The sequence below is a fragment of the Aurantiacibacter odishensis genome (genome assembly GCF_003605195.1).
GTDB lineage: Bacteria > Pseudomonadota > Alphaproteobacteria > Sphingomonadales > Sphingomonadaceae > Alteraurantiacibacter > Alteraurantiacibacter odishensis.
Map to the genome: position 1 here is coordinate 20478 of NZ_QYOS01000022.1, position 22419 is coordinate 42896.

A 22419-nucleotide genomic window follows, 5' to 3' on the forward strand; every position below is an offset into this window, starting at 1 on the left:
TTCGACCGATTTCGAGCGCGGCTTACTGGTTGTTCTGCCGTCCGAGGAAGCGCGGAATGCGCATCGCACCGCCGCGATCGTCGTCATCGTCGTCCTCATCGTCCTCGGAATCGGGTGCCTGACGCGAGAGATTGGCCATGCGTTCGAACAGCGTGCTGCCGCCGGGTGCCGGGGCGGCATCCCTGCCCGACGACGCCGGAGGCGGCGCAGGCGCATCGGCTTCACCCTCGTCCAGATCGGCAGAGCCGCCCAGCATACGAGCGCGCCTGCCGCCTTGCGAGGCGACAGGATCGTCCGCTTCGGCGAGGCGGCTGGCGTCGAGCAGGAGTTCGTCCTGCCCGGTATCGCCGTCGTCAGTCTCGTCGGTCAGGTCGAGTGCATCCTCGTCCTCATCCGAAGCTGCGGGCTCCTCGTACGATGCGCCGAAACCCTCTTCTTCGGCGATGCCATAGCCGGTGTCCTCGGCAGGCTTTGGCAAGCCTTCGACCTCGCCCTCGCCCTGGTCAGCACCGTAGGCTTCTGCATGAGATTCGTCGTCGCCGCTATCTTCGGTCTCCTCGACCATCGACAGATCGAGCGTATCGTCGTCCTCGCTATCGGTCGGGAAACCGTTGTTCGCGTCTTCCACGGAATTCTCCGCCGGGATCGTCAGGCCGGGCTTGCGCGGACCGCGAGCTGCGGAAAGATCGAGCGGGCGCGCCGTATCGCGGCGCACTTCGCCTGTCTGTTCGATACCCGTGGCCACCACGGAAACGCGGATTTTGCCATCAAGGTCGGGATTGAACGCCGAACCCCAGATGATGTTCGCTTCCGGGTCGACCAGTTCGCGAATGTGGTTCGCAGCCTCGTCGACTTCCAGAAGCTTCATGTCCTCGCCGCCGATGATGGAGATGATCACGCCCTTGGCGCCCTGCATGGAAACGCCGTCCAGCAGCGGGTTGGCAATGGCGTGCTCGGCGGCTTCCAGCGCGCGGTTGTCGCCCTCGCCCTCGCCTGTACCCATCATCGCCTTGCCCATCTCGCCCATGACGGAGCGAACGTCGGCAAAGTCGAGGTTGATGAGACCCGGCATCACCATCAGGTCGGTGATCGAGCGGACGCCCTGCTGCAGCACCTCGTCGGCAAGCTGGAACGCTTCCTTGAAGGTGGTTTCGGCCTTGGCCACCAGGAACAGGTTCTGGTTGGGGATGACGATGAGCGTGTCGACGTGCTTCTGCAGTTCCTCGATCCCGCTTTCGGCCGCCCGCATCCGGCGCGTGCCTTCGAACAGGAACGGCTTGGTCACCACACCTACCGTCAGGATCCCCTTGTCGCGCGCGATCTGCGCGATCACGGGGGCCGCACCGGTGCCAGTGCCGCCGCCCATGCCGGCGGCAATGAAGACCATGTTCACGCCTTCCAGCGCGCGCTCGATTTCCTCGACCGTTTCCTCCGCCGCCGCGCGCCCCACTTCGGGACGCGAACCGGCACCCAGACCCTGCGTGATTTCCGGCCCGAGCTGGATGCGGTGTTCTGCCGAGGAGCTGTTGAGCGCCTGCGCGTCGGTGTTGGAGACGATGAAGTCCACACCTTCGATTTCGGCCTCGATCATGTTGGCGATGGCATTGCCACCTGCACCGCCAACGCCAATCACCGTGATACGGGGGCGCAGTTCGTCAACTGAAGGCGGGCCAATATTGATGCTCATTATCTCGTCTCCTGGGCAGGTCTCGGATTTCTGCCAACCGTATCCTTGCCATAAAGGTTAATTCTAAAGGATGCTGTCGCCAGCACTATCCACAGTTTGCAACGTCGTTCAGAAATACTCTCGCATCGCGCTCCAGGCGCGCATCAGCGTGGTGAGCGGGCCGTAGCTGCCGGTCGTGGTAAACCGCGAGCCGATGGCGCGAATATCCACAGGGTCCTCGGCAGCGTAGAGCACCAGCCCCGCAAGCGTCGCGAAGCCGGGCGCGCTATGCGCTTCGGGCAGCCCTTTCAAGGCCACCGGCCTGCCGATCCGCACCGGCACGCCCAGCACCCCTTGCGCATAATCGGCAAGGCCCGCCAGTTCGGCACCGCCGCCTGTGATTACCACCTGCCGCGCGCTGGAACCCGGCGCGCTGCCGGTGAAGCCCATCGAATCGAGCGCCTTGCCGACATCGCTCATCAGCATGTCAAGTTCGCCCGTAATCACGCCGATCAGTTCCGACCTCGGCACCTGCCCGGCGGAATCACCGCCGCGTGCAACAGGGCGCGAACCATCCTCGGTCGGCGTGGCAACGGCGATCATCTCGCGGTGGTCCGTCGGGCTGGCAATGGCCGATCCGCTAACGCATTTCAGCCGCTCCGCCTGGAAGCGGCGGATCGAGAAAGCAGAAGCGATGGCATCGGTAATATCGTTGGAGCCGCGCGGGATGGCCGTGAGGCCCACCAGCATCCCTCCGGCATAGACCGAGACGTTGGTAACCTCGCCGCCCAGCTCCACCATGGCAACGCCAAGGTCGCGCTCTTCGGCGGTGAGGCAGGCATATCCCGTCGCCAGCGGCGATGCGACAACGCCTTCCACATCGAGATGCGCGTTCTGCACCGCTTCGGTCACATTGCGCACCGGCGCGCCATCGGCCAGCATCACGTGCACGTCCACGCCGAGCCGTTCTGCATGAAGGCCCTTCGGATTTGAAACTCCGTGCGCCCCGTCGAGGAAATAGCACGCGGGTTGCGCGTGAAGCACGGTCCGGCCATCGGGTTGCAAGGCTTCACGCGCGGCGACCAGCAGCGCCTCGATGTCCTCTTCCTCCACGCGCCTGCCGCCGATGCCGATTTCTATCGGGCGGATCTCACTCGCAAGGCCCGCGCCGGAGCATCCGATCCATACCGAGTCCACGCTGGTTCCGGCCAGCTTCTCGGCCCTCTCCAGCGCATCGCGTACGGCGTAGGTCGCGGCGGCCATGTCCACCACGTAGCCGCGCTTGATTCCCTGGCTGGCGCGGTGGCCGCTGCCCAGCACCTGCATCTCGCCGTCTTCCGTCATCGCAGCGATCATGGCTGCTACGCTGAACGACCCCACATTCACCGCGCCGAAGACGCGGGCAATTCGCTGGCTGGACGACATCAGGTTTCCTCCCCCCGTTCCCCGGATTGCTGCTGCGCCTGCATGGACAATTCCTGCGCCTCCGAACGGCCCGGCACGTGCATGTACATGCGCGGCGGATTGCGCATGTCGAAACTCGCGACTTCGCCGCCGATCAGGCGGTGCACGCCGTCGGCCTGGGCAAAGCTGATGAGGGCTGCGGCGGAGCGATCCTCGCCCTGCGGCAAGGCCAGCCGCTGGCCGGTGTCGAAAGTGAGGTTCCAGCGCCGGTTGCCGACCCATTCGGCACCCGTCACCTTGCCCTTGAGCGCGGGCGCTGCATCCAGCAACGCATCCAGCGCCTCGACCTGGCCCTGCGCTGCCGGTCCTTCGATCAGCAGGTATTCCGCCGCGTCGCTGCGTGAAATCGGCTCCAGCTCGACGCCGGTCGGATCAATCAGCATCAGACGATCCGCCTTGCGCAGAACGGCGTGCGGCTGGCGCTCCACGATATCCACCTTGAGAACATCGGGGAGCTGGCGCGACACACGGGCGTCTTCCACCCACGGCAATTGCAGCAGTTCCTCGCGCAGTCCCTCGGTATCGACCCGCGTCATGGCGAGATCGCGCTGGCCAAAGGCGCGCTCGTGCACCAGCATCTCGTTCATGCGCTGCGTACCCTGCACGTTGACCGCGCGTAGCTTGAAACCGGCGTTGCTGGCGACGTGGGCGAAGCGATCCGCAGCCACCGCCGTCGCGCCGGACACCTGCGCCAGCCAGCCAAGCCCCAGCAGCGCCACGCCGAGAATGACCACAGTAAATGCCTTCTGCAACTGCTCTTCGGTGAAAGGCAGCATGCCAAGCATCCGCCCGAGGATCGACTGGCCCTTGCGCCGGGCAGAGTTCACCTTGCGGCTGGTGCCCTGCGCGCGGGCCTGGCGGCGCACGCCCTTGGTGTTGCGAGAGTTAGTCCGCGCCATGGCCCAGTTTTCCTGATCGGCGCAGTGCGTCCTCCACGATCATCTCGCAAAGTTCGGGATATTCGATGCCGCAGTATTTCGCCTGCTCGGGCACCAGGCTGAGCGGGGTCATGCCCGGCTGGGTATTGGTTTCCAGGAGGAACAGGCCTTCCTCTCCGCGCTCGTCGTCCCAGCGGAAGTCGGAGCGGGATACGCCCTCGCAGCCGAGGCGGCGATGCGCCTGCATTGCGTATTCGAGGCAAAGGCGCTCGATTTCGGGCGGCAGCTCAGCGGGGAAGATGTGTTCGGTCCGCCCCTCGGTGTACTTGTTCTCGTAATCGTAGAACCCGCTCGCCACGATCAGTTCGGTAACGCCCAGCGCGCGGGTGCCGATGGGCGTATCGATCACGGCGGTGGTGAGTTCGCGGCCACGGATGAACGGCTCTGCCAGAAGGGTGGCGAAATCCTGCCACGGCCCCTTGGCATCGCGGTTGATGGGATTGCCGCAATTGCTGTCGTCGGTGACGATGGCGACGCCGACGGAGGAGCCTTCGTTGACGGGCTTCAGCACATAGGGCCGCGCGATCGGGTCGCCTTCGTAGAGTTCCTCTGAACGCACCACGCGGCCACCGGGCATGGGAATGCCGTGCGGCACCAGTGCGTGCTTGGTCAGTTCCTTGTCGATGGCGATGACGGAGGTGGCGAGGCCGGCATGGGTATAGGGAATGCCCATCAGGTCGAGCATACCCTGCACCGTGCCGTCTTCTCCCGGCGCGCCGTGGAGCGCGTTGAACACCACGTCCGGCGCGGCCTCGGCAATCTTGGCTGCAACGTCGCGGTCCATGTCCAGCCGGGTGACGCGGTAGCCCTTGCCTTCCAGCGCATCGGCCACGCCCTTGCCGGACGAAAGCGAAACCTCGCGCTCGTTGGCCCAGCCGCCCATCAGGACGAGGATGTGAAGGTCGGAGGGTAGTCTGCTCATGGTGTCAGGGCCGCCCCACCCGCTTGATTTCCCATTCCAGCGTCACGCCGGTCTTTTCCGCCACGCGGCGGCGAACTTCCTCGCCCAGCCCCTCGATATCGGTGCTGGTGGCCTCGCCGGTGTTGATGAGGAAATTGGTGTGCTTCTCGCTCACCTGCGCGCCGCCCATGGTGAGGCCGCGGCAACCCGCTTCGTCCACCAGTTTCCAGGCGCTGGTGCCTGCGGGGTTCTTGAAGGTGGAGCCGCCCGTCTTGGTGCGTAACGGCTGCGAATTCTCACGCTCCTCGGCGATTCGGTCCATCTCTGCGCCGATCTGCTCGGGATCACCCGGCTCGCCCTTGAACCGCGCGGCGACCACGATAGCCCCGTCAGGAAGGCGGGAATGGCGGTAGGAGTATTCGAGGTCCGCCGCCGGCAACGTCACGAGTTCGCCGCCCGGCAACACCACGTCGCAATCGACCAGGATATCGGCCACCTCGCGCCCGTAGGCCCCGCCGTTCATGCGCACGAAGCCGCCCACGGTGCCGGGAATGCCGCGCAGGAATTCGAGGCCCGCAATGCCGGCATCGCGCGCAGAAGACGCGACGAGGATACCCGGCGCACCGCCGCCGCATTCCACCACGCAGTCGCGCTTTACCTCGACGCTGGCAAAGGGCTTGCCCAGCCGCACGACCACGCCCGGCACGCCGCCATCGCGGATGATGAGGTTGGAGCCGAGGCCCAATGCCATCACCGGCGTCTCCTGCTCCAGCTGGCCAAGGAAATTCACCAGGTCGTCGAGGTCGGCGGGTTCGAAAAGCCAGTCCGCCGTTCCGCCGCTCTTGAACCACACCAACTTGGCCAGCGGGGCGTTGCGCTTCAGATCGCCTTTTACGCGGGTGGGCACCACACCGTTCGGACCGGGCGCCTCGTCGGCACCAGGGGCTTCGGCACAGCGCATCTGTTCGCCGGGTTGGATCATGTTCGTCATGCGCCCTCCGCGGCGCGAATTCGTGTTACATCCGCTTGCAGCGCGGCGGCCCACTTGGTGATGTCGCCAGCGCCGAGGCAGACCAGCAGATCGCCTTCCTGCAGATCGGCTGCCAGTTGGTGCGTCAGGTCGTCGTAGCCCTCCACCGCCGTTGCGTGACGGTGGCCGCGCGCTTTCAGCCCTTCGACCAGCGTATGCTCGTCCACTCCGGCAATCGGGTCTTCCCCGGCGGCGTAGACCGGCGCGGCGTAAACGAGGTCGGCATCGCCGAACGCTCCCTGGAAATCCTCCAGCAAGTCTCGCAGCCGGGTATAGCGATGCGGCTGCATCACCGCGACCACCCGCCCGCTCGCCGCGTCGCGCGCAGCGGACAACACGGCGCGAATTTCAACGGGATGGTGGGCATAGTCGTCGATCACCCGCACATCGGGCGCGATCGTGCCGACATGGCTGAACCGCCGCCGCACGCCGCCGAAGCGGGAGAACCCCTCGCGGATGGCATCGGCCGAACAGCCCATTTCCAGCGCCACGGCAATCGCCGCGCAGGCATTCTGCACATTGTGACGGCCCGGCATGGGCAGTTCGATCCCGTCGATACGCGTCTCGTTACCGTCGCGGTCCGTCTGCACGGCATCGAAACGGGTGGACCCGCCTACCGGCTGGACATTCTCGGCCCGCACGTCGGCATGGGGCGAAAAGCCGTAGGTGATCACGCGCCTGTCGCGCACCTTGGCGATCACGTTGCGCACCTCGTCATGGTCGAGGCACAGCACCGCCGCGCCGTAGAAGGGCACGTTCTCGATGAACTGGACGAAGGCATCCTTCACCGCGTCGAAGCTGCCGTAGTGATCGAGATGCTCGGGATCGATATTGGTGACGACCGCGATCGTCCCGTCGAGGCGCAGGAAACTGCCGTCGCTCTCGTCGGCTTCCACCACCATCCACTCGCTGTCGCCCAGCCGCGCGTTGGAACCGTAGCTTTCGATGATGCCGCCGTTGATCACCGTGGGATCGACGCCGCCTGCATCCAGCAAGGTGGCAACCATGCTGGTGGTGGTCGTCTTGCCGTGCGTGCCGGCGACCGCGACTGTCTTCTTAAGCCGCATGAGTTCGGCCAGCATTTCCGCGCGGCGCACCACGGGGATGCGCTTTTCCAGCGCGGCGACGACTTCGGGATTGGTCCGCTTCACAGCGGTGGAGATCACCACCACAGCAGCATCGCCGATGTTCGCTGCATCGTGTCCGATGGCAACCTGGATGCCGCCTTCGCGCAAGGCCTGCACCCGCGCGCTCTCGGCAATGTCGGATCCCTGCACGGTATAACCGAGGTTCGCCATGACCTCGGCAATGCCGGACATGCCGATCCCGCCGATGCCGACGAAGTGGATCGTGCCGATATCGGTGCCGACGCCCTTCATCGAGCCTTGTCCCGCGCTGCGCCGTTGGCCGCAGCTTCCTGCGAAGCACCGCGCGCGTTGTTTTCGCCCACGCGGATCACGTCCATCATGTCCGCCCCGCCGAAGCTTTCGACAAGGTCGGCAAGGTCGCTGGCGGCATCGGGCCTGCCGCAGTTCCAAGCGGCATGGGCGGCGTTGGCGAGCGTTTCCGGCCGCTGGGCCATCGCGGCGATCTGTTTCGCCAGTTCCTTGGCCGTGAAGCCCGCCTGACGGATCGAGCGCGCCCCGCCTGCCTTCACAATTTCACGCGTGTTAGCGGCCTGGTGATCGTCCGTTGCGATGGGCAGCGGCACAAGGATCGCCGGGCGGCCGACCGCCGTCAGCTCGGCAATCGTGGATGCGCCCGCGCGGCCAATGAAAAGGTGCGCGTCGGCCAGCCGGGCGGACATATCCTCGAAATAGGTGCCCAGTTCCGCAGGTATCTCGTGGTTGGCGTAGCGTTCGCGAACGGCGTCGATATCCTCGGGGCGACACTGCTGCGTAACCTGCAGGCGATTGCGAAGGGCAGGCGGCAACATCGAAAGCCCGTCCGGCACCACTTCGGAAAGCACGCGTGCACCCTGGCTCCCGCCGGTCACGAGTACGCGGAAAAGGCCGTCCTCGGTGAAGGCCGGGTATTCCTCATCCCGCAAGGTCAGCACTTCCGGGCGGACCGGGTTGCCGACGAGGTGCGTCTTGCCCTCGTATTTCGGCTTCAGCCGGTCCACATCGGGATAGGCCAGCGCGATGGCATCGACGCGGCCCGCCAGCAGACGGTTCACCCGACCCAGCACGGCGTTCTGTTCGTGGATCACCGTGGGGATGTTCGACCCTTGCGCGCCCAGCAGCGCGGGCAGCGCGGGATAACCGCCGAAGCCGATCACGGCAGTGGGCTGGAACGTCTCGTAAAGCCGCTGCGACATGGCGCGGCCTTGCAGCACTGCCTTGATCGCGGCGGGCCAGCGCAGCGGGTTCTTGCCGAAGCGCCCGGCGGGCAGCACGTGCGCCGTCAGGAAATCGGGCTTACCGGGAATGGCCCTGCCCCGCTCGTCGGTGATCAGGGCGACGTGGTGGCCGCGCCGCTCCAGTTCATGGGCGAGCGCGAATGCGGGCGTCAGGTGGCCGCCGGTGCCGCCTGCGGCCAGCACGAAATGGCGTGAAGAAGTGGTCATCTGTCGTCCTCCTTCTCCAATGCGTCACGCATGTCGAAAGGTTCCCGCACGAGGAAGGGATTGCGCCGCGTTATCGCCAGCAGCAGCCCTATGGTGAAACACTGGGCTATTGTCGACGATCCGCCGTAACTCACCAAGGGCAGCGTCATGCCCTTGCTGGGGAAAAGCTGCAGGTTGACGAGAATGTTGATGAACGCTTGCCCGCCGAACAGCGCGATCAGGCCGCTGGCGGCAAGGATGATGAAGAGCCGGTCTTCGTCCACCAGGCGGATCAGCACGCGCAGGATGATGGCGAGGTAGAGGATGACCACGATGGCACAGACGATCAGTCCCATCTCCTCCCCGATCACTGAGAAGATGTAGTCAGTGTGCGCTTCGGGCAGGCGCATCTTGTTCTCGCCCAGCCAGAAACCGCTGCCGGTCCAGCCACCGCCTGTCAGCGTGCGGTTGGCAAGGTCGACATGATCGTAGGCGGTCGGTCCGCCAAAGAAGGAGTCGATGCGATTGCGGGCGTTGTCATAGGTGAGATAGGCCAGCAGCAGCGCGGCAATCCCCCCTCCCATCAGCATCCCGATACGTTGCAGCGGCAGTCCTGCCAGCATGACCATGACGAGCCACGCGCCTGTAAACAGGATCGCCGCACCAAGGTTCGGCTGCGCCATCAGCAGGATCACGACCACGCCGACGAGCGCGCCCGTAATGCCGATCACCGGCAGCTTCGCATCGCGCAGTTGCCACGAGAGTATCCATGCGAAAGTGACGGCAAAGGCAGGCTTCAGAAATTCGCTGGGCTGCACCCCGATGCCGAAGCGGATCCAGCGTTTTGCGCCGTTCACTTCGTAGCCTATGAAAGGCACCAGCAGCAGCAGGAACAGCATTGCCGCAGCCATGATGATCGTGCCCCGGCGCAGCAGTTCGCGCGGCAGGAGCGACGTCGTGACGAGAACCGCGAGGCCCAGCGCCTGCCACCGCACGTGTGCCCAGAAGAAGTACAGGTCCGGCAGGTCGACTTCCGAGGTGGAAAGGCGGTGCGCGCTGGCAGGAGACGCGGCGGCCACGGCCAGCGTGCCCACGGCCATCAGGATCAGCACGAAGGCTAGCAGCCAGCGGTCGATCTCTCGCCACCAGATACGCAGTTCGCGCTTGCGGTCCTTCGGCAGGCGCGGCGTGTGCCTCTCGCCCTGTCCGCCGCTGCGCGGGATGTAGATGGGCCTCGTGCTCATGCTGCAGACCTTGAATCGAACCCGCATTCGGCAGGCGTCGCGTCGCAACCGATGTTGGCGGCAAGTTCGCGGAAGGTATCGCCGCGCGCCTCGTAATCGCGGAATTGGTCGAAACTGGCGCAGGCCGGGCTGAACAGGATCACGTCGCCTTCGCTGGCGGCGGCAATGCTACGCGAAACGGCCTCGGCCAGCAGTTCGCACCGCTCGACCCGCATGTGCGGCTCCAGCAGATCGGCAAACATCGGACCGGCTTCTCCGATAGTGTAAGCGGCGGCAACATTGCCGAAGTGCGGGGCGCAGTCGTTGAGGTTGTCTTCCTTGGCGAGGCCACCGCAGATCCAGTGCAGGCGGGCCTTGCCGTCCACCGGTGGATAGGCCGCCAGCGCAGGAGCGGTGGATGCGGGATTGGTGGCTTTGGAGTCGTTGACGAACAGCACACCGTTAGCGCTGCCCATCCGCTCCATCCGGTGCGGCAGGCCGGCAAAGCTGACAAGGCCCGCCAGCACCTGCTCGCGCGTCAGGCCGAGCTGCTGCGTCAGCGCGGCGGCGATGGCGGCGTTCTGCAGGTTGTGCGGCCCCTGCAGGCTCGGCCAGTCCTTCTGTGACGGCTCCCATGCCCAGGCATCGACGCACACCGCGCGGCCATCGGGACGGCGCGCGGCCTCGGCCTGCTGGATGGCGCTGGTGGGCGCATCGGCGCAGCCGAACACGGCGAACTGCCCTGCCCCCTGCATGGTGAACAGCCGCCCCTTGGCAAAAGCATAGGCGGCGAAATCATCGTAGCGATCGAGGTGATCGGGCGTGATGTTGATCAGCGCCGCCGCCTCGCACGCGAGAGAGCGCGTCAGATCGATCTGGTAGCTCGACAATTCGAACACATAGACTCCGCCCTCGGGCAAGGGATCGCGGCCCAGCACGGGCAGGCCGATATTACCGCCCATCAGCGTGGGAACGCTCGCTTCCGCCAGCAGGTGGTGGACCAATGCCGTGGTGGTGGACTTGCCATTGGTGCCGGTGATGCCGACGACGCTGTGCGCGGGCAGTTCTGCGCGGGCGAGTGCGAACAGTTCGATATCGCCAATGATCGGCACGCCTGCCGCACGGGCACGATCTGCAATCGGATGCGTATTCAGCGGCACGCCAGGCGAGACCACGATGCCATCGAAGCCGGTCAGGTCGATCTCCAGGGGATCGCCGATCTCGCAGCGGCCAGCCAGAGCCTCGCGCGGCTCCTCACGCCTGTCCCATGCAGTTACGCGGGCGCCGCTGGCCAGCAGCGTTTCCACCGTGGCCATCCCGGACCTCGCGAGCCCGAGCACGCAGTAGTTCTTGCCGGAAAAGACCTTGGCCGTGATCACCTGAGCTTCAACGTGGCGAGCCCGATGACAGCGAGCACGATGGCGATGATCCAGAAGCGGATCACCACCTTGCTCTCGCTCCAGCCGAGCTGTTCGAAATGGTGGTGGATGGGAGCCATGCGGAAAACCCGCCGGCCGGTACGCTTGAACCAGAAAACCTGAACGATAACGCTGACGGCCTCGAGCACGAACAGCCCGCCGATGATGGCGAGCACGATCTCGTGATGGCTTGCAACGGCAATCGCGCCTAGCGCGCCGCCCAGCGCCAGCGAGCCGGTGTCGCCCATGAACACGGCGGCAGGCGGAGCGTTGTACCAGAGGAAGGCAAGGCCCGCCCCCATGATGGCTGTGCACATGATCGCCAGCTCGCCTGCCGAAAGCACGTGAGGGATGCCGAGATAGGTGGAGAAGTCGGCTCGCCCCACGAGGTAGCAAATGAGCGCGAAAGCGCCCGCCGCTATAACCACCGGCATGGTGGCAAGCCCGTCCAGCCCGTCCGTCAGGTTCACGGCGTTGCCCGCGCCGACGATCACGGTGGCGGCGAAGGGATAGAAGAACCACCCCAGTTCAAGGCCCGTGTCCGACAGGAACGGCAGATAGAGCGCAGTGGAGCCGACTTCCTGCACGATGATGTACGTCGCGATGCCCGCAACCACGAATTCGCCCAGCAGGCGAACCTTGCCGGGAACGCCCTTGTGGCTGCTTTTTGAAACCTTGTCGTAGTCGTCGAGAAATCCGATCACGCCGAAGCCCAGCGTCACCGCCAGACACGCCCACAGGAACGGGTTCGACAGGTCCATCCACAGGATCATCGAAATCGACAGTGCAGTGAGGATCATCAGCCCACCCATGGTGGGAGTGCCGACCTTCTTCTGATGCGATTCAGGCCCGTCGGCGCGGATCGGCTGGCCCTTGCCCTGCCGCACGCGCAGCATGTTGATGAACTTGGGGCCGATGATCAGGCCGATAAGCAGGGCCGTCATCATGGCGGCGCCGGCGCGGAAAGTCTGATATCGGACGAGGTTGAAGATCCCCTCGAAATCCAGCATCTCGGCAAGTAGATAGAACATGGGTGCGCGCGTCAGCCTTCCCTGGCTGTGAAATGGTCCACGACGCGGGCCAGCCCTACCGAGTTGGAACCCTTCACCAGCACAGCGTCTCCGCCGGCCAGTCCGAATTCCTGCAAGGCAGCAATCGCCTCACCCGCGTTATCGCAATGGGCAAAGGTAACGCCCTTGCCAAGCGCAGTAGCAGCGTCTTTCCCCATTTCCCGCGCCAGCGCGCGCATCTCGTCGCCCACCAACACCGCGTGATCGATATTGGCGGCAAGGATCGGTTCGAGCAGCTGGGCGTGGAAAGCGGGTGCGAAATCACCGAGTTCCTTCATGCTGCCCAGCACGGCAATGCGGCGCGTCGCGGGCGTCTGGCCCAGTTGCGCCAGCGTTGCACGCATTGAGGCGGGATTGGCGTTATAGCTCTCGTCGATAAGCAGCGCGTGGCCGCCCGGCACCTTGGCCCGCACGCGCGCGCCGCGCCCTTTCAGGCCGCCCATCTCTGCCAGTGCGAGGCCCGCCGAGCCGAGATCGCCCCCTGCGGCATGAACCGCCGCCATCACGCACAGCGCGTTGTCGATCCAGTGTTCACCCGGTTCCGCCACGGTGAAGCACAGGCGCATGTCGCCCATCGCCGCCGTTACCAGCGAACCGCCCGATCCATCGGGCACGGCATCGAGCAGGCGCAGATCGGCGTTTTCACCACGCCCGAAAGCGATGATCTTCACGCCCTTCGCCTTCGCCGCGTCGCGAAGCTGTTCGAACTGTTCAACGTCGGCGGGGATCACCGCCGTGCCACCCTTTTGCAGCCCTTCGAATATTTCCGCCTTGGCAGCGGCGATCCCCTCCATCGACCCCAGGTTCTCGATATGCGCGGGCGCGATCGTGGTAATGACGGCAACGTGCGGGCGCACCTGAGCGGTCAGCCCCGAAATCTCGCCCGCGTGGTTCATGCCCATTTCGAACACACCGAAACGGCTGCGCGGCGGCATCCGCGACAGGCTGAGCGGCACGCCGACGTGGTTGTTGTAACTGCGCACGCTGCGGTGCGCGGCACCTCGGCTTGTGCGCTCCAGCGCGGTGAAGATGGCTTCCTTCACCCCGGTCTTGCCGACGGAGCCGGTCACGCCGACGATCTTCGCGGCTGCGCGATTGCGCGCGGCCTCGGCCAGTGCTTCCAGCGCCTTCGTGGTGTCTGCCACACGCACATGGGGGTAATCGACTTCGCGATCCACCAGTGCAGCAGCAGCGCCATTCGCGAAAGCGGCGTCGAGGAAGCGGTGGCCGTCCATCGCTTCGCCCTTCAGCGCGACGAACAGGTCACCGCCGCGCACGTCGCGGCTGTCCATTTCCACGCCGCTAACCTGAAATTCACCATAAGCGGTCCCGCCAGTCGCGGCAGCGATCTCGTCTGCCGTCCACAAGGCGAGACGAGCGTTATCCGCCTTGGCGCGCGGCCAGCGCAGCGGAGCGAGAACCGCGCTCACCGTCCGCTGCCCTTGGCCAGTTCGGCGGCGCATTCGCGTGCAACCGTCACGTCGTCGAAAGGCAGTACCCGCATGTTTTCTCCCGATCCCACGATCTGTCCCTGTTCGTGTCCCTTGCCCGCGACCAGCACGATGTCGTCCTTGCCGGCCTCTGCGATGGCGGCGGCGATGGCATCACGCCGTCCGCCGATATTGCGCGCCGCCGAACCTGCACCCTGCATCACCTGCTCGCGAATGCTGGCCGCATCCTCGCCGCGCGGATTATCGTCGGTGACGATCACCAGCTCACTGCCAGCCGCAGCGGCTTCGCCCATCGGAGCGCGCTTGCCGGTGTCACGGTCCCCGCCCGCGCCGAATACTGTGATGAGACGACCGTTCACGTGCGGGCGCAATGCAGCAATCGCGGCGGCAAGGGCATCCGGGGTATGGGCGTAATCCACATAAACAGGCGCGCCGCGCGAAGAAATTACCGCGCGCTCCAGCCGCCCGCGAACGGGTTGCAGGCGGGAGACGGCATCGAACACCTGCGTGGCGTCGGTGCCCGTCGCCAGCGCAAGGCCAGCGGAAACCAGCGCGTTCGCCACCTGGTATGCGCCGATCAGCGGCAGGCGGATGGCATGGGCGCGGCCCGCGTGAACGAATTTCAGCTCCTGCCCCAACGGGCTTGGCGTGCGGGCGATAAGATTGATATCTTTACCATTTTCGCCAACCGTAAATACCCGCAGGCCACGCTGCTTCGCTACGTCGATAACGCGGCTCGACCATTCGTCGTCCGCCCAGACAACGGCGGTCCCGCCATCGTCCACCACTTCGGTGAACAGCCGCATCTTAGCCGCGAAATAGTCCTCCATGTCCTTGTGGTAATCGAGGTGGTCACGGCTGAGATTGGTGAACGCACCGGCATGCACCGGCAGCCCCTCGTTGCGGTATTGCGAGAGGCCATGGCTCGACGCCTCGTAGGCGACATGCGTCACGCCCTCGCGCGCAAGGCCGGTCATGTTCGAGAGGAAGGTGACGATATCGGGCGTGGTCAGCCCGGTGGAGACGCTCTCGTCCGGCGTGGTCACGCCCAGCGTGCCGATGCTGGCGGCGCGCTCTCCGCACATGCGCCAGATCTGGCGGGTCATCTCGACGCAGCTTGTCTTGCCGTTGGTGCCCGTCACCGCAACCACCGTGGAAGGCGTCGGGCGGAAGAAGGCCGAGGCTGCGCAGGCAAAGGCCTGGCGCGGCTCTTCGGCGGCAATGTGCAGCGCGCCTTCCACCCTGGCTTCGGGCCGGGCGACTACGGCCACGGCGCCGCTGGCGACGGCAGCGGGAATGAAGTCCTCGCCGTTGACGGCCGTGCCACGGAAAGCGCCGAACACGTTGCCAGGGGCAACCTTGCGGTGGTCTATGGCAAAGCCGGTGATGTTGGTCTCACCCGCTTCGCCCGCGTCTGTGCCAAGCTGGCTGGCAATCTCGGAAAGGCGCATCAGTCAACATCCCCTACAAGCGGGCGAAGGTCGGTAAGGTCGATATCGCGGTCGGCATCGGGCAGCACGCCCAGTTGCGGCCCGATGCGCGGCACCAGGCGACCCACGATGGGGGCCGCGTTCCACGCGGCCGTACGCTGGAAGGAACTGGCAACAGTGCCCTTTGGCTCATCCAGCATGGCGATCACCACGTAGCGCGGGTTGTCCATGGGGAAAGCGGCGGCGAAAGTCGAAACCAGCGAGGTCGTGCGATAACCGCCCGCACCCGGCTTTTCCGCGCTCCCGGTCTTGCCGCCTACGCGGAAGCCCGGCGCATCGGCGTTGCGGCCCGTGCCATAGACGGCGATCATGCGGAGAAGCTGGTTCATCCGCGCGCTGGTGCTGGCCTTGAACACCCGGCGTCCGCGCGGGGCGTGGCCGGGCTCTATCTTGTGCAGGGTGGCCGGGCGCCAGATGCCGCCGTTCACCATGGCCGCGTAGGCAGAGGCAAGGTGTAGCGGGGTCACCGCGATACCGTGTCCGTAACCCACCGTGACGCCGCGAATGCGCGACCACTCGCCAGATTGCCAGATGGGGAAGCCGCGCGCGGGCAATTCGATATAGGGCCGCTCGTTGAAGCCGAGGTCTGCCATGTACTGCCGCAGCGTGGCCGCCCCCATCTCGTCGACGATATGGCCGGTGACGATGTTGGATGAATGGATCAGCATTTCCGGAGTGTTGAGCGTGGCCCCCAGCGGGTGCGAATCGCGGATCATGCGGCGCTGCACCTCGTAAGGCGTCGCGCCATACCGGCGGGACAGGTCCGTGATCGAGCCGCTGTCAATGGCTGCTGCCACTGTTAGCGGCTTGAACGTGCTGCCCAGTTCGTAAACCTGGTTGGTCACTCGGTTGAAGGCGGGTGCAGTGATGCCGCGGTCGTACTGCTCCTGCGTCACCTTAACGTCCGACGATTGCACATCATTGGGATCGAATTCCGGCAAGGACGCCAGCGCCAGCACTTCGCCGGTGTCGACATCGAGTACAATGCCCGCTGCGCCCACGGCATCTACCGCCTTCATGCCGCTGCGAAGTTCATCCTCCAGCGCGCCCTGCACGCGGGTGTCGATGGAAAGCGCGACCGAGTCGGCCCGGCGCACAGGGTCCATCAGCTGCTCGTCCAGCACCGATTCCATGCCGACCCGGCCATGGCCGTCCGCAGCGACGTAGCCCAGCACGTGCGCGGCGAGCGAGCCTTGCGGATAGTGGCGATCGGTCTCGCGCGGCAGTTCCAGCGCCAGCTCGCCGATGGCGATCACGCGGTTGGCATCTTCCGGCAGCACCCGGCGGCGCAGGTATCCCGCGCGGCCCGAACGCAGTTGCTCGGTCACTTCGTGCAGGTCGAGATCGGGGAAGATCGCCTTGAGTTCGCGCGCCACTTCCTCGGGCGACTTCACCAGCGGCGGGCCGCCGTCGCCGCCCTCTGTCATCGCGGCGGGGTTGAACCACAGCGCGTAGGCCGGGAAAGCGCGGGCCAGCGGCACGCCGTTGCGATCGGTAATCTCGCCGCGCGGGGGCAGCAGCGCATCGGCCATGGAGCGGTGGGTGGGCGCAGGCTCCACCGTGCCGATCCACGTTATCCGCACCAGCGCCGCAGCAGCCACCAGCACGAAGACCAGCGCGATCAGCAGCAGGCGCAGGCGCGCAACCAGCAAGGCGCGGCGGCGATGATCGACGCGCCCCGCCTGGCCAGTGATGATCGTGTGCGGGGCGGCAAAAGCGGTCACCGGGCGGCATTCCCCGCGATGGCGACGCGGGTGAAGCCCGCGGCCTGTGCCGGTGCCGACAGCGGCACGCGTAGCGGCCCTGGTGCGAGAGCCACGGCAAGATGGCCCTCGCCCGGCTCGTCACCGGCCAGCACGCGCTCGTCCACCGGCTTGCCGGTCAGGGGAGAGACGAGCTTCGGAAATTCGGCGATGTCTTCGCCCGAAGTCATGCCCGCCAGCCTGATCGGCGCAGGAGAATCGGCGGTGCGCGGGCTGCCGAAGCTGGCAAGCTGCATCGGGCTTTCGATGAACTGTTCGGCCTTGGGCGCCTCGAAGCCAAAGTCCACCCGGTTCCAGGCTGCCAGTTGCACCTGGCTGGAGCGGGTAAGGAATTCGGTTTCCAGCAGCATGTTCTGTTCTTCGAGCCGGACGATCTGGCGTTCGGCGCGCACCACGTCGGCGTGAACGGCATTCACCTTCACGTGCAGCAGCGCATAGAGCGCGATGCAGGTGCCGAGCGCGGCGAGCCAGCCGATGCGGCGGATGCGGCGTTGGGGAGTCATGCGACGTCCTTTCGGGCAGGTGCCTGGGTACGGATTGCGGCGCGCAGGGTGGAAGACCGCGCGCGCGGGTTGCGGTCGATTTCCGCCTGCGAGGGGCGGATCGCCTTGGACAAGTGCCCGAAGCGCGCGGGTTCGGGGGTGTGCGCTTCGGGCAGGTAGCGTGAGCCGCGGGGGTTCGCATTCGCAGCGTCACGCAGGAACTTCTTCACGATCCGGTCTTCGAGGCTGTGGAAGCTGACGACGGCCAGCCGCCCGCCCTCGCCCAGCAGTTGCTCGGCAGCGGCGAGACCCTGCTCCAGTTCGTCCAGTTCCCCGTTCACGTGAATGCGGATGGCCTGGAACGTACGGGTGGCAGGGTCCTTCTTGTCGCCCGGACGGTGGCCCAGCGCCTTGCGCACGACGGCGGCCAGTTCGCCGGTCGTCGTCAGCGGACGGGCGGCGACGATGGCGCGGGCGACGCGGCGCGACTGGCGCTCCTCGCCGTACTGGTAGAGCACGTCGGCAATGTCCTTCTCGTCCGCCTCGTTCACGAAATCGGCGGCGTTCGGGCGGGTCTGGCTCATCGTCATGTCGAGCGGGCCGTTGCTGGAAAAGGCGAACCCGCGCTCGGCCTGGTCGAGCTGCATCGAAGAGACGCCGATATCCATGGCGATGCCGTCGACCCGTTCGATGCCGACTTCGGCCATTGCCTCCACCATCTCGGAGAAACGCCGCTGGTGCAGCACGAGGCGCGGCGGCTCTTCGCGGGTTTCTTCCCACTTGCTGCCCGCCTCGATGGCATCGGGATCGCGGTCGAAGGCGTGAACGGTCGCCCCGCGCTTCAGGATGGCACGGGTGTAGCCGCCCGCACCGAAGGTCGCGTCGATGATGACATCGCCGGGCTGCGGGTCCAGCGCCTCGATCACTTCATCGAGCAGGACGGGAACGTGGGGAGCGGGCGCGGTCACTTCTTCCGGCCCTCCGCCTTGGCACGGGCATCCTCGGCTTCGGCAAGGCACAGCTCGTACTGGTCTTCCCAGCCGGGCTCCTGTCCCAGCCGGTCGAGGTCCCACATCGTGATGAACTGGCCACCGCCAAGGAAGCAAATGTTGTCGCCGATGCCGCCCACCTTGCAGAAACGCTGGGGCAGGATGAAGCGGCCGCTCTTGTCGAAGGGGACTTCGGTAAAGGTCCACATCTGCGTGGCGCGCAGATCGCGGTCGAAGTCCTGATCCCGGCGGACGGCGTTCTCCAGCTCCTGGTCGAGAATGTCCTCGAAATTGTCGGTGCGGCTGGGGCCGAAGGCATTGAGGCAGGGATACTTGTGGTGCTTGGCGACGCACAGCACCCCCTCGTCACCCAGTTCGGCGAAGACCTTGCGGAAAAGCGGAGGCAGCACGAAGCGATCTTTCTCGCCGCGAAGCGAAAAGCCCTGCCCCCTGTATCCTGCCGGCCGCTGCGCCACTTGGCCTGTCCCTCAATAAAGTGCCCTTCATCAGACAAACCCCCTCCGTTCCAGGCCGCGCATCAACGCGGCCCGGTCGCTCCTCTTTGGAGCGCAGCACGGGCTATGTGTCCGATGGATTCGGGGAATAACGCGCCGAGGCGCGGGATGGAAGGGGAAATTGCGGGAAATTGTGGGAGAACGCTGCAAACAGCTGTTTTTCCTAGTCCGTATTCCCGCTCCCGCCGTGGTGTCGATGACGATGCGGCTGCGCCGTTTCTGGCGGATTTTCGCCATTTTCGCCGGTCATCCGGTCGCCTTGGGCACGGCTTCCCGCATTATCCCCAAAATTTTCGAAAACATGGCTCAGCAGCCAGCGCAGCGCCCCTTCGGCATCGGTGTGCGGGCCCGCAATATCGAGCATCGCGGCATCGGCGACGATCATCGCCTGCCCCTGCCCGATCACACAGTGCGCCAGCAGCGCATCGCCGGGGATGCTGCAATAGTCCGCCTCGCCTACGCGGCTCAACCGACCGCGCTGGTTCACCGGCAGCGAGTCGCCGAAGTGATCAACGACCTGCGGCCCGTCGGCCTGCGCGGGATCGTATTCCAGCGCGAGTCCCCAGTGCGCGAGGATCGGGGAGAGCAGCGTCACGTCCTGCGGGCGTCGCCTGTCCCCCAGGTGGAACCGCGATTCGCCGGTCATCATGGGATCGGCGAACAAGAGCAGGGTGCCGCCCTCGCGTACCCAGGCATCCAGCGCCACGTTCTCCTCCGCCGAAAGGCCGCGCGGCTGCGCCATCAGCAGGGAACGGTGTTCAGCCAGCGCCTCGGCAGAAAGGTAGTCCAGTGGTGCCAGCGTGAAGCTTTCCTCCAGCACGCCGCGCGCCCAGTGCGACGGCGCATCCCCGTTCAGCATCTCGTCCAGCCCGGCTGCCTCGCCCCAGTAGATCGGCACCGTGCCCATCAGGGCAAGCGGCGGGCGCTGTTCCTCCTCCGCCCGCACCGGGAATGCGACAACGGCGGCCAGCGCTGCCACAGCCAGCAGGCTATTCCAGCGGGGCATCGGTGTTCGGCAAGGGGACATCCTGCGTTGCCTGCGAAGTGCTGGACGTCGGCGTGGGTGTCGGATCGGCCGCCAGTTCGGGGACGACGCCTGCATCAGCCAGCGGGTCGCGCGGTTTGGGCGTCTCGGTCGGCTCTGTCGTCGGCGCGGCTTCGGGCACGGCATCTGCCTGAGTCTGCTGGGCGCGCTCTGTCACGATATCGGCCAGCCCGAGCAGCAGGACCATGGCCCCTATTCCGACCAGCCCGATCTGCAGGCGCTGGATACGCTCCGCCCGCGTGCCGCCCAGCGGAGCGGGTTCGCTTTGCGGCTTGAGCGGTCGCAGAAGGTCTCTCGGGTCGAGTGCCATGGGCTTTTCCCTACTCGGCCGAAGCTGAACCTAACCAGTCGAACACGGGCAGGCCCTTCGCGCGCAGCCATTCGGCATTGTAGAGTGTGGAGAGGTAGCGGAAGCCGGTGTCGCACAGGATCGTGGCGACGCGCGGGTTCTCCACCCCGTCCGCCAGCAACTGCCGGCCCAGCGCCACCGCACCTGCCACATTGATGCCGCTGGAGAGGCCAAGACACAGCCCTTCCTCGCGCAGCAGGCGGGCGACCCATTCCATGCCTTCCTCGTCGGAAATGCGGAACTGCGTATCCACCGGCGCGCCTTCGAGGTTGGCGGTGATGCGCCCCTGCCCGATGCCTTCGGCCACGGAAGAGCCTTCGGACGAAAGCTCGCCATTCTCGTAATAGTTGTAGAGCGCCGCGCCATGCGGATCGGTGAGCGCGATGCGGACCTTCTCGTCCTTTTCCTTGAGCCCCATGCCCACGCCTGCCAGCGTGCCGCCGGTGCCGACGGCGCAGGTGAAGCCATCGACGCGGCCTTCCATCTGGTCCCATATTTCGGGTGCGGTGCCCTCGATATGGGCGCGGCGGTTGGCGATGTTGTCGAACTGGTTGGCCCAGACCGCGTTCTCGGTCTCCTCCGCGATGCGGCGGCTGGTGTGGACGAAGTGATTGGGATCGGCGAACTTGGTGGGCGGCACCGTGACGAGCTGGGCACCCAGCGCCCGCAGCGTATCCATCTTTTCCTTGGACTGGTTGTCCGGCATGACGATCACGGACTTGTAGCCCAGCGCATTGGCCACCAGCGCAATCCCGATACCGGTGTTGCCCGCCGTGCCTTCCACGACTGTGCCGCCGGGCTTCAGTTCGCCGCGCTTCTCCGCATCGCGGATGATCCACAGCGCCGCCCGGTCCTTTACCGAAGCACCGGGATTGGCAAATTCGCACTTGCCCCAGATCTCGCAGCCCGCGGCCTTGCTGGGGCCATCCAGCAGGACAAGCGGGGTGTTGCCGATAAGGTCGAGCGTCTTCGTCTGGACAGGCAGGTTCGTCATACCGACGGAGTTAGGACGCAGTTGCCCTCAGCGCAACGCGAGAAGGGGTTGGGCGCTCACAATTCAATCTTCGTCGGCGATGGTGACCTTCAGGCCGTCGAGGTCGTCGGTGAAGGGAATCTGGCACGACAGGCGCGAGTTCTCGGTGCGATGATCGCTGGAATCGAGCAGGTCGTCTTCATCCTCGCTCATGGCGGGCAGCTTGTCCTTGAAGGCCGGATCGACATGGACATGGCACGTCGCGCACGAGCAGCAGCCACCGCACAGCGCCAGCAATTCGTCAAAGCCGTTGTCGCGGATCGCTTCCATCACGGTCAGGCCGCTGCTGACCTCGACGGTGGTTTCCTCGCCGGAACGATTGGTGACATTGAGAGTGGGCATACTCGTAATCCTCGCGTTTGCTTTGCGGCGGCTGCTAGGCAAGCGCGCCTCTCTTTGCAAGAAGGACAAGCATGGGCCTTACCGCTGAACAGATACGCACCAGCCTCGATGAAGTGGCCACACGCGAACCCGCCATCGCCCGCGCACTGGAGATCGCGGGCTATCCCGAGCCGCGCATACGCCAGACCGGCTACAAGACCATGCTGCGCACCATCGTGGGCCAGCAGGTCTCGGTCGCCGCCGCCAGCAGCATGTGGAACAAGCTTGAGGCAGAGCTGGGGGAAGACTTTACCCCCACCTGCCTGCTCGAACGCGATTTCGACACACTGCGCGCCTGCGGCCTCTCGCGGCAGAAGCAGGGATATGCCCGCAGCTTGTGCGAGCTGGTGGAGGCAGGCGAAGTCGATCTGGAGAACCTGCCGGAAGACGACGAGGAAGCGATTGCAGAACTAACGAAGGTCAAGGGCATCGGCCGCTGGTCGGCGGAAATCTACCTGCTGTTCGCCGAAGGACGGCCCGATATCTGGCCCGCCGGAGACCTGGCGGTGATGGCCGGTATCGGCAAGATCCTGGGCCTCGACGAACGCCCGGACGAAAAGGCCACCCGCGCCCTGGCCGAACCATGGCGGCCTCATCGCGGTGCCACCGCGATCTTTACCTGGCACTGCTACGACAATCCGGCGCTTTAGCTTGGCAACACGC

General features: G+C 65.7%; 21 protein-coding genes. 1 reads left to right on the top strand and 20 read right to left on the bottom strand.

Going from position 1 to position 22419, the window contains the following annotated elements; all coding sequences use genetic code 11:
* Positions 1 to 22: 22 nt before the first annotated feature.
* From ftsZ to D4Q51_RS05930, 20 genes are all read right to left on the bottom strand, one after another.
* Complete coding sequence (ftsZ, locus tag D4Q51_RS05835) at positions 23 to 1687, bottom strand: cell division protein FtsZ (RefSeq protein WP_120076825.1); 1665 nt, start codon at positions 1685 to 1687, stop codon at positions 23 to 25.
* 108 nt (positions 1688 to 1795) lie between these two features.
* Positions 1796 to 3091, bottom strand: coding sequence for a cell division protein FtsA (gene ftsA / locus D4Q51_RS05840; RefSeq protein ID WP_120076826.1), 1296 nt, complete (start codon positions 3089 to 3091; stop codon positions 1796 to 1798).
* A complete protein-coding gene (locus D4Q51_RS05845) occupies positions 3091 to 4029 on the bottom strand; it encodes a cell division protein FtsQ/DivIB (protein ID WP_120076827.1) in 939 nt (312 codons plus the stop codon). The genes ftsA and D4Q51_RS05845 overlap by 1 nt, the downstream gene beginning before the upstream one ends.
* Entirely contained in the window at positions 4016 to 4990 is a 975-nt protein-coding gene (locus D4Q51_RS05850) for a D-alanine--D-alanine ligase (RefSeq protein WP_120076828.1), read from the bottom strand. The genes D4Q51_RS05845 and D4Q51_RS05850 overlap by 14 nt, the downstream gene beginning before the upstream one ends.
* A 4-nt stretch (positions 4991 to 4994) precedes the next feature.
* Complete coding sequence (gene murB, locus D4Q51_RS05855; protein ID WP_420807528.1) at positions 4995 to 5960, bottom strand: UDP-N-acetylmuramate dehydrogenase; 966 nt, start codon at positions 5958 to 5960, stop codon at positions 4995 to 4997.
* On the bottom strand, positions 5957 to 7378 hold the full coding sequence (murC, locus tag D4Q51_RS05860) for a UDP-N-acetylmuramate--L-alanine ligase (RefSeq protein WP_120076829.1): 1422 nt from the start codon (positions 7376 to 7378) through the stop codon (positions 5957 to 5959). Before murC ends, murB begins: the two co-directional genes overlap by 4 nt.
* The gene (gene murG, locus D4Q51_RS05865) at positions 7375 to 8568 is read right to left on the bottom strand and encodes an undecaprenyldiphospho-muramoylpentapeptide beta-N-acetylglucosaminyltransferase (protein ID WP_120076830.1); all 1194 of its coding nucleotides are present in this window, start codon (positions 8566 to 8568) and stop codon (positions 7375 to 7377) included. Before murG ends, murC begins: the two co-directional genes overlap by 4 nt.
* On the bottom strand, positions 8565 to 9791 hold the full coding sequence (locus D4Q51_RS05870; RefSeq protein WP_120076831.1) for an FtsW/RodA/SpoVE family cell cycle protein: 1227 nt from the start codon (positions 9789 to 9791) through the stop codon (positions 8565 to 8567). The genes murG and D4Q51_RS05870 overlap by 4 nt, the downstream gene beginning before the upstream one ends.
* Positions 9788 to 11149 carry a UDP-N-acetylmuramoyl-L-alanine--D-glutamate ligase gene (gene murD, locus D4Q51_RS05875; RefSeq protein WP_120076832.1) on the bottom strand — a complete coding sequence of 454 codons (1362 nt, stop codon included), beginning with the start codon at positions 11147 to 11149 and terminating at the stop codon, positions 9788 to 9790. The genes D4Q51_RS05870 and murD overlap by 4 nt, the downstream gene beginning before the upstream one ends.
* Positions 11146 to 12219, bottom strand: coding sequence for a phospho-N-acetylmuramoyl-pentapeptide-transferase (gene mraY / locus D4Q51_RS05880; protein WP_120076833.1), 1074 nt, complete (start codon positions 12217 to 12219; stop codon positions 11146 to 11148). The genes murD and mraY overlap by 4 nt, the downstream gene beginning before the upstream one ends.
* An 11-nt stretch (positions 12220 to 12230) precedes the next feature.
* The gene (locus D4Q51_RS05885; protein ID WP_240624583.1) at positions 12231 to 13688 is read right to left on the bottom strand and encodes a UDP-N-acetylmuramoyl-tripeptide--D-alanyl-D-alanine ligase; all 1458 of its coding nucleotides are present in this window, start codon (positions 13686 to 13688) and stop codon (positions 12231 to 12233) included.
* A complete protein-coding gene (locus tag D4Q51_RS05890) occupies positions 13685 to 15160 on the bottom strand; it encodes a UDP-N-acetylmuramoyl-L-alanyl-D-glutamate--2,6-diaminopimelate ligase (RefSeq protein WP_120076835.1) in 1476 nt (491 codons plus the stop codon). Before D4Q51_RS05890 ends, D4Q51_RS05885 begins: the two co-directional genes overlap by 4 nt.
* Entirely contained in the window at positions 15160 to 16923 is a 1764-nt protein-coding gene (locus tag D4Q51_RS05895; protein ID WP_120076836.1) for a peptidoglycan D,D-transpeptidase FtsI family protein, read from the bottom strand. Before D4Q51_RS05895 ends, D4Q51_RS05890 begins: the two co-directional genes overlap by 1 nt.
* On the bottom strand, positions 16920 to 17465 hold the full coding sequence (locus D4Q51_RS05900) for a hypothetical protein (protein WP_120076837.1): 546 nt from the start codon (positions 17463 to 17465) through the stop codon (positions 16920 to 16922). Before D4Q51_RS05900 ends, D4Q51_RS05895 begins: the two co-directional genes overlap by 4 nt.
* Positions 17462 to 18412: a 16S rRNA (cytosine(1402)-N(4))-methyltransferase RsmH gene (gene rsmH, locus D4Q51_RS05905; RefSeq protein WP_120076838.1), complete on the bottom strand. Its 951-nt coding sequence runs from the start codon at positions 18410 to 18412 to the stop codon at positions 17462 to 17464. The genes D4Q51_RS05900 and rsmH overlap by 4 nt, the downstream gene beginning before the upstream one ends.
* Complete coding sequence (locus D4Q51_RS05910) at positions 18409 to 18909, bottom strand: division/cell wall cluster transcriptional repressor MraZ (protein ID WP_120076839.1); 501 nt, start codon at positions 18907 to 18909, stop codon at positions 18409 to 18411. The genes rsmH and D4Q51_RS05910 overlap by 4 nt, the downstream gene beginning before the upstream one ends.
* 202 nt (positions 18910 to 19111) lie before the next feature.
* Entirely contained in the window at positions 19112 to 19954 is an 843-nt protein-coding gene (locus D4Q51_RS05915; protein ID WP_120076840.1) for a motility-associated ABC transporter substrate-binding family protein, read from the bottom strand.
* Positions 19938 to 20303 carry a hypothetical protein gene (locus D4Q51_RS05920; protein ID WP_120076841.1) on the bottom strand — a complete coding sequence of 122 codons (366 nt, stop codon included), beginning with the start codon at positions 20301 to 20303 and terminating at the stop codon, positions 19938 to 19940. The genes D4Q51_RS05915 and D4Q51_RS05920 overlap by 17 nt, the downstream gene beginning before the upstream one ends.
* A 10-nt stretch (positions 20304 to 20313) precedes the next feature.
* A complete protein-coding gene (locus D4Q51_RS05925) occupies positions 20314 to 21336 on the bottom strand; it encodes a cysteine synthase A (RefSeq protein ID WP_120076842.1) in 1023 nt (340 codons plus the stop codon).
* A 63-nt stretch (positions 21337 to 21399) separates the two neighbouring features.
* Positions 21400 to 21717, bottom strand: a complete 318-nt coding sequence (locus D4Q51_RS05930) for a 2Fe-2S iron-sulfur cluster-binding protein (RefSeq protein ID WP_120076843.1) — start codon at positions 21715 to 21717, stop codon at positions 21400 to 21402.
* A 71-nt stretch (positions 21718 to 21788) separates the two neighbouring features.
* Between D4Q51_RS05930 and D4Q51_RS05935 the strand changes: the two genes are divergently transcribed.
* On the top strand, positions 21789 to 22406 hold the full coding sequence (locus tag D4Q51_RS05935) for a DNA-3-methyladenine glycosylase family protein (protein ID WP_120076844.1): 618 nt from the start codon (positions 21789 to 21791) through the stop codon (positions 22404 to 22406).
* Positions 22407 to 22419 lie beyond the last annotated feature (13 nt).

Coding starts and splice junctions, on each gene's coding strand:
- ftsZ (WP_120076825.1), bottom strand. CDS start 1,687: ATGAGCATCAATATTGGCCCGCCTTCAGTTGACGAACTGCGCCCCCGT.
- ftsA (WP_120076826.1), bottom strand. CDS start 3,091: ATGTCGTCCAGCCAGCGAATTGCCCGCGTCTTCGGCGCGGTGAATGTG.
- D4Q51_RS05845 (WP_120076827.1), bottom strand. CDS start 4,029: ATGGCGCGGACTAACTCTCGCAACACCAAGGGCGTGCGCCGCCAGGCC.
- D4Q51_RS05850 (WP_120076828.1), bottom strand. CDS start 4,990: ATGAGCAGACTACCCTCCGACCTTCACATCCTCGTCCTGATGGGCGGC.
- murB (WP_420807528.1), bottom strand. CDS start 5,960: ATGACGAACATGATCCAACCCGGCGAACAGATGCGCTGTGCCGAAGCC.
- murC (WP_120076829.1), bottom strand. CDS start 7,378: ATGAAGGGCGTCGGCACCGATATCGGCACGATCCACTTCGTCGGCATC.
- murG (WP_120076830.1), bottom strand. CDS start 8,568: ATGACCACTTCTTCACGCCATTTCGTGCTGGCCGCAGGCGGCACCGGC.
- D4Q51_RS05870 (WP_120076831.1), bottom strand. CDS start 9,791: ATGAGCACGAGGCCCATCTACATCCCGCGCAGCGGCGGACAGGGCGAG.
- mraY (WP_120076833.1), bottom strand. CDS start 12,219: ATGTTCTATCTACTTGCCGAGATGCTGGATTTCGAGGGGATCTTCAAC.
- D4Q51_RS05890 (WP_120076835.1), bottom strand. CDS start 15,160: ATGCGCCTTTCCGAGATTGCCAGCCAGCTTGGCACAGACGCGGGCGAA.
- D4Q51_RS05900 (WP_120076837.1), bottom strand. CDS start 17,465: ATGACTCCCCAACGCCGCATCCGCCGCATCGGCTGGCTCGCCGCGCTC.
- D4Q51_RS05915 (WP_120076840.1), bottom strand. CDS start 19,954: ATGCCCCGCTGGAATAGCCTGCTGGCTGTGGCAGCGCTGGCCGCCGTT.
- D4Q51_RS05920 (WP_120076841.1), bottom strand. CDS start 20,303: ATGGCACTCGACCCGAGAGACCTTCTGCGACCGCTCAAGCCGCAAAGC.
- D4Q51_RS05925 (WP_120076842.1), bottom strand. CDS start 21,336: ATGACGAACCTGCCTGTCCAGACGAAGACGCTCGACCTTATCGGCAAC.
- D4Q51_RS05930 (WP_120076843.1), bottom strand. CDS start 21,717: ATGCCCACTCTCAATGTCACCAATCGTTCCGGCGAGGAAACCACCGTC.
- D4Q51_RS05935 (WP_120076844.1), top strand. CDS start 21,789: ATGGGCCTTACCGCTGAACAGATACGCACCAGCCTCGATGAAGTGGCC.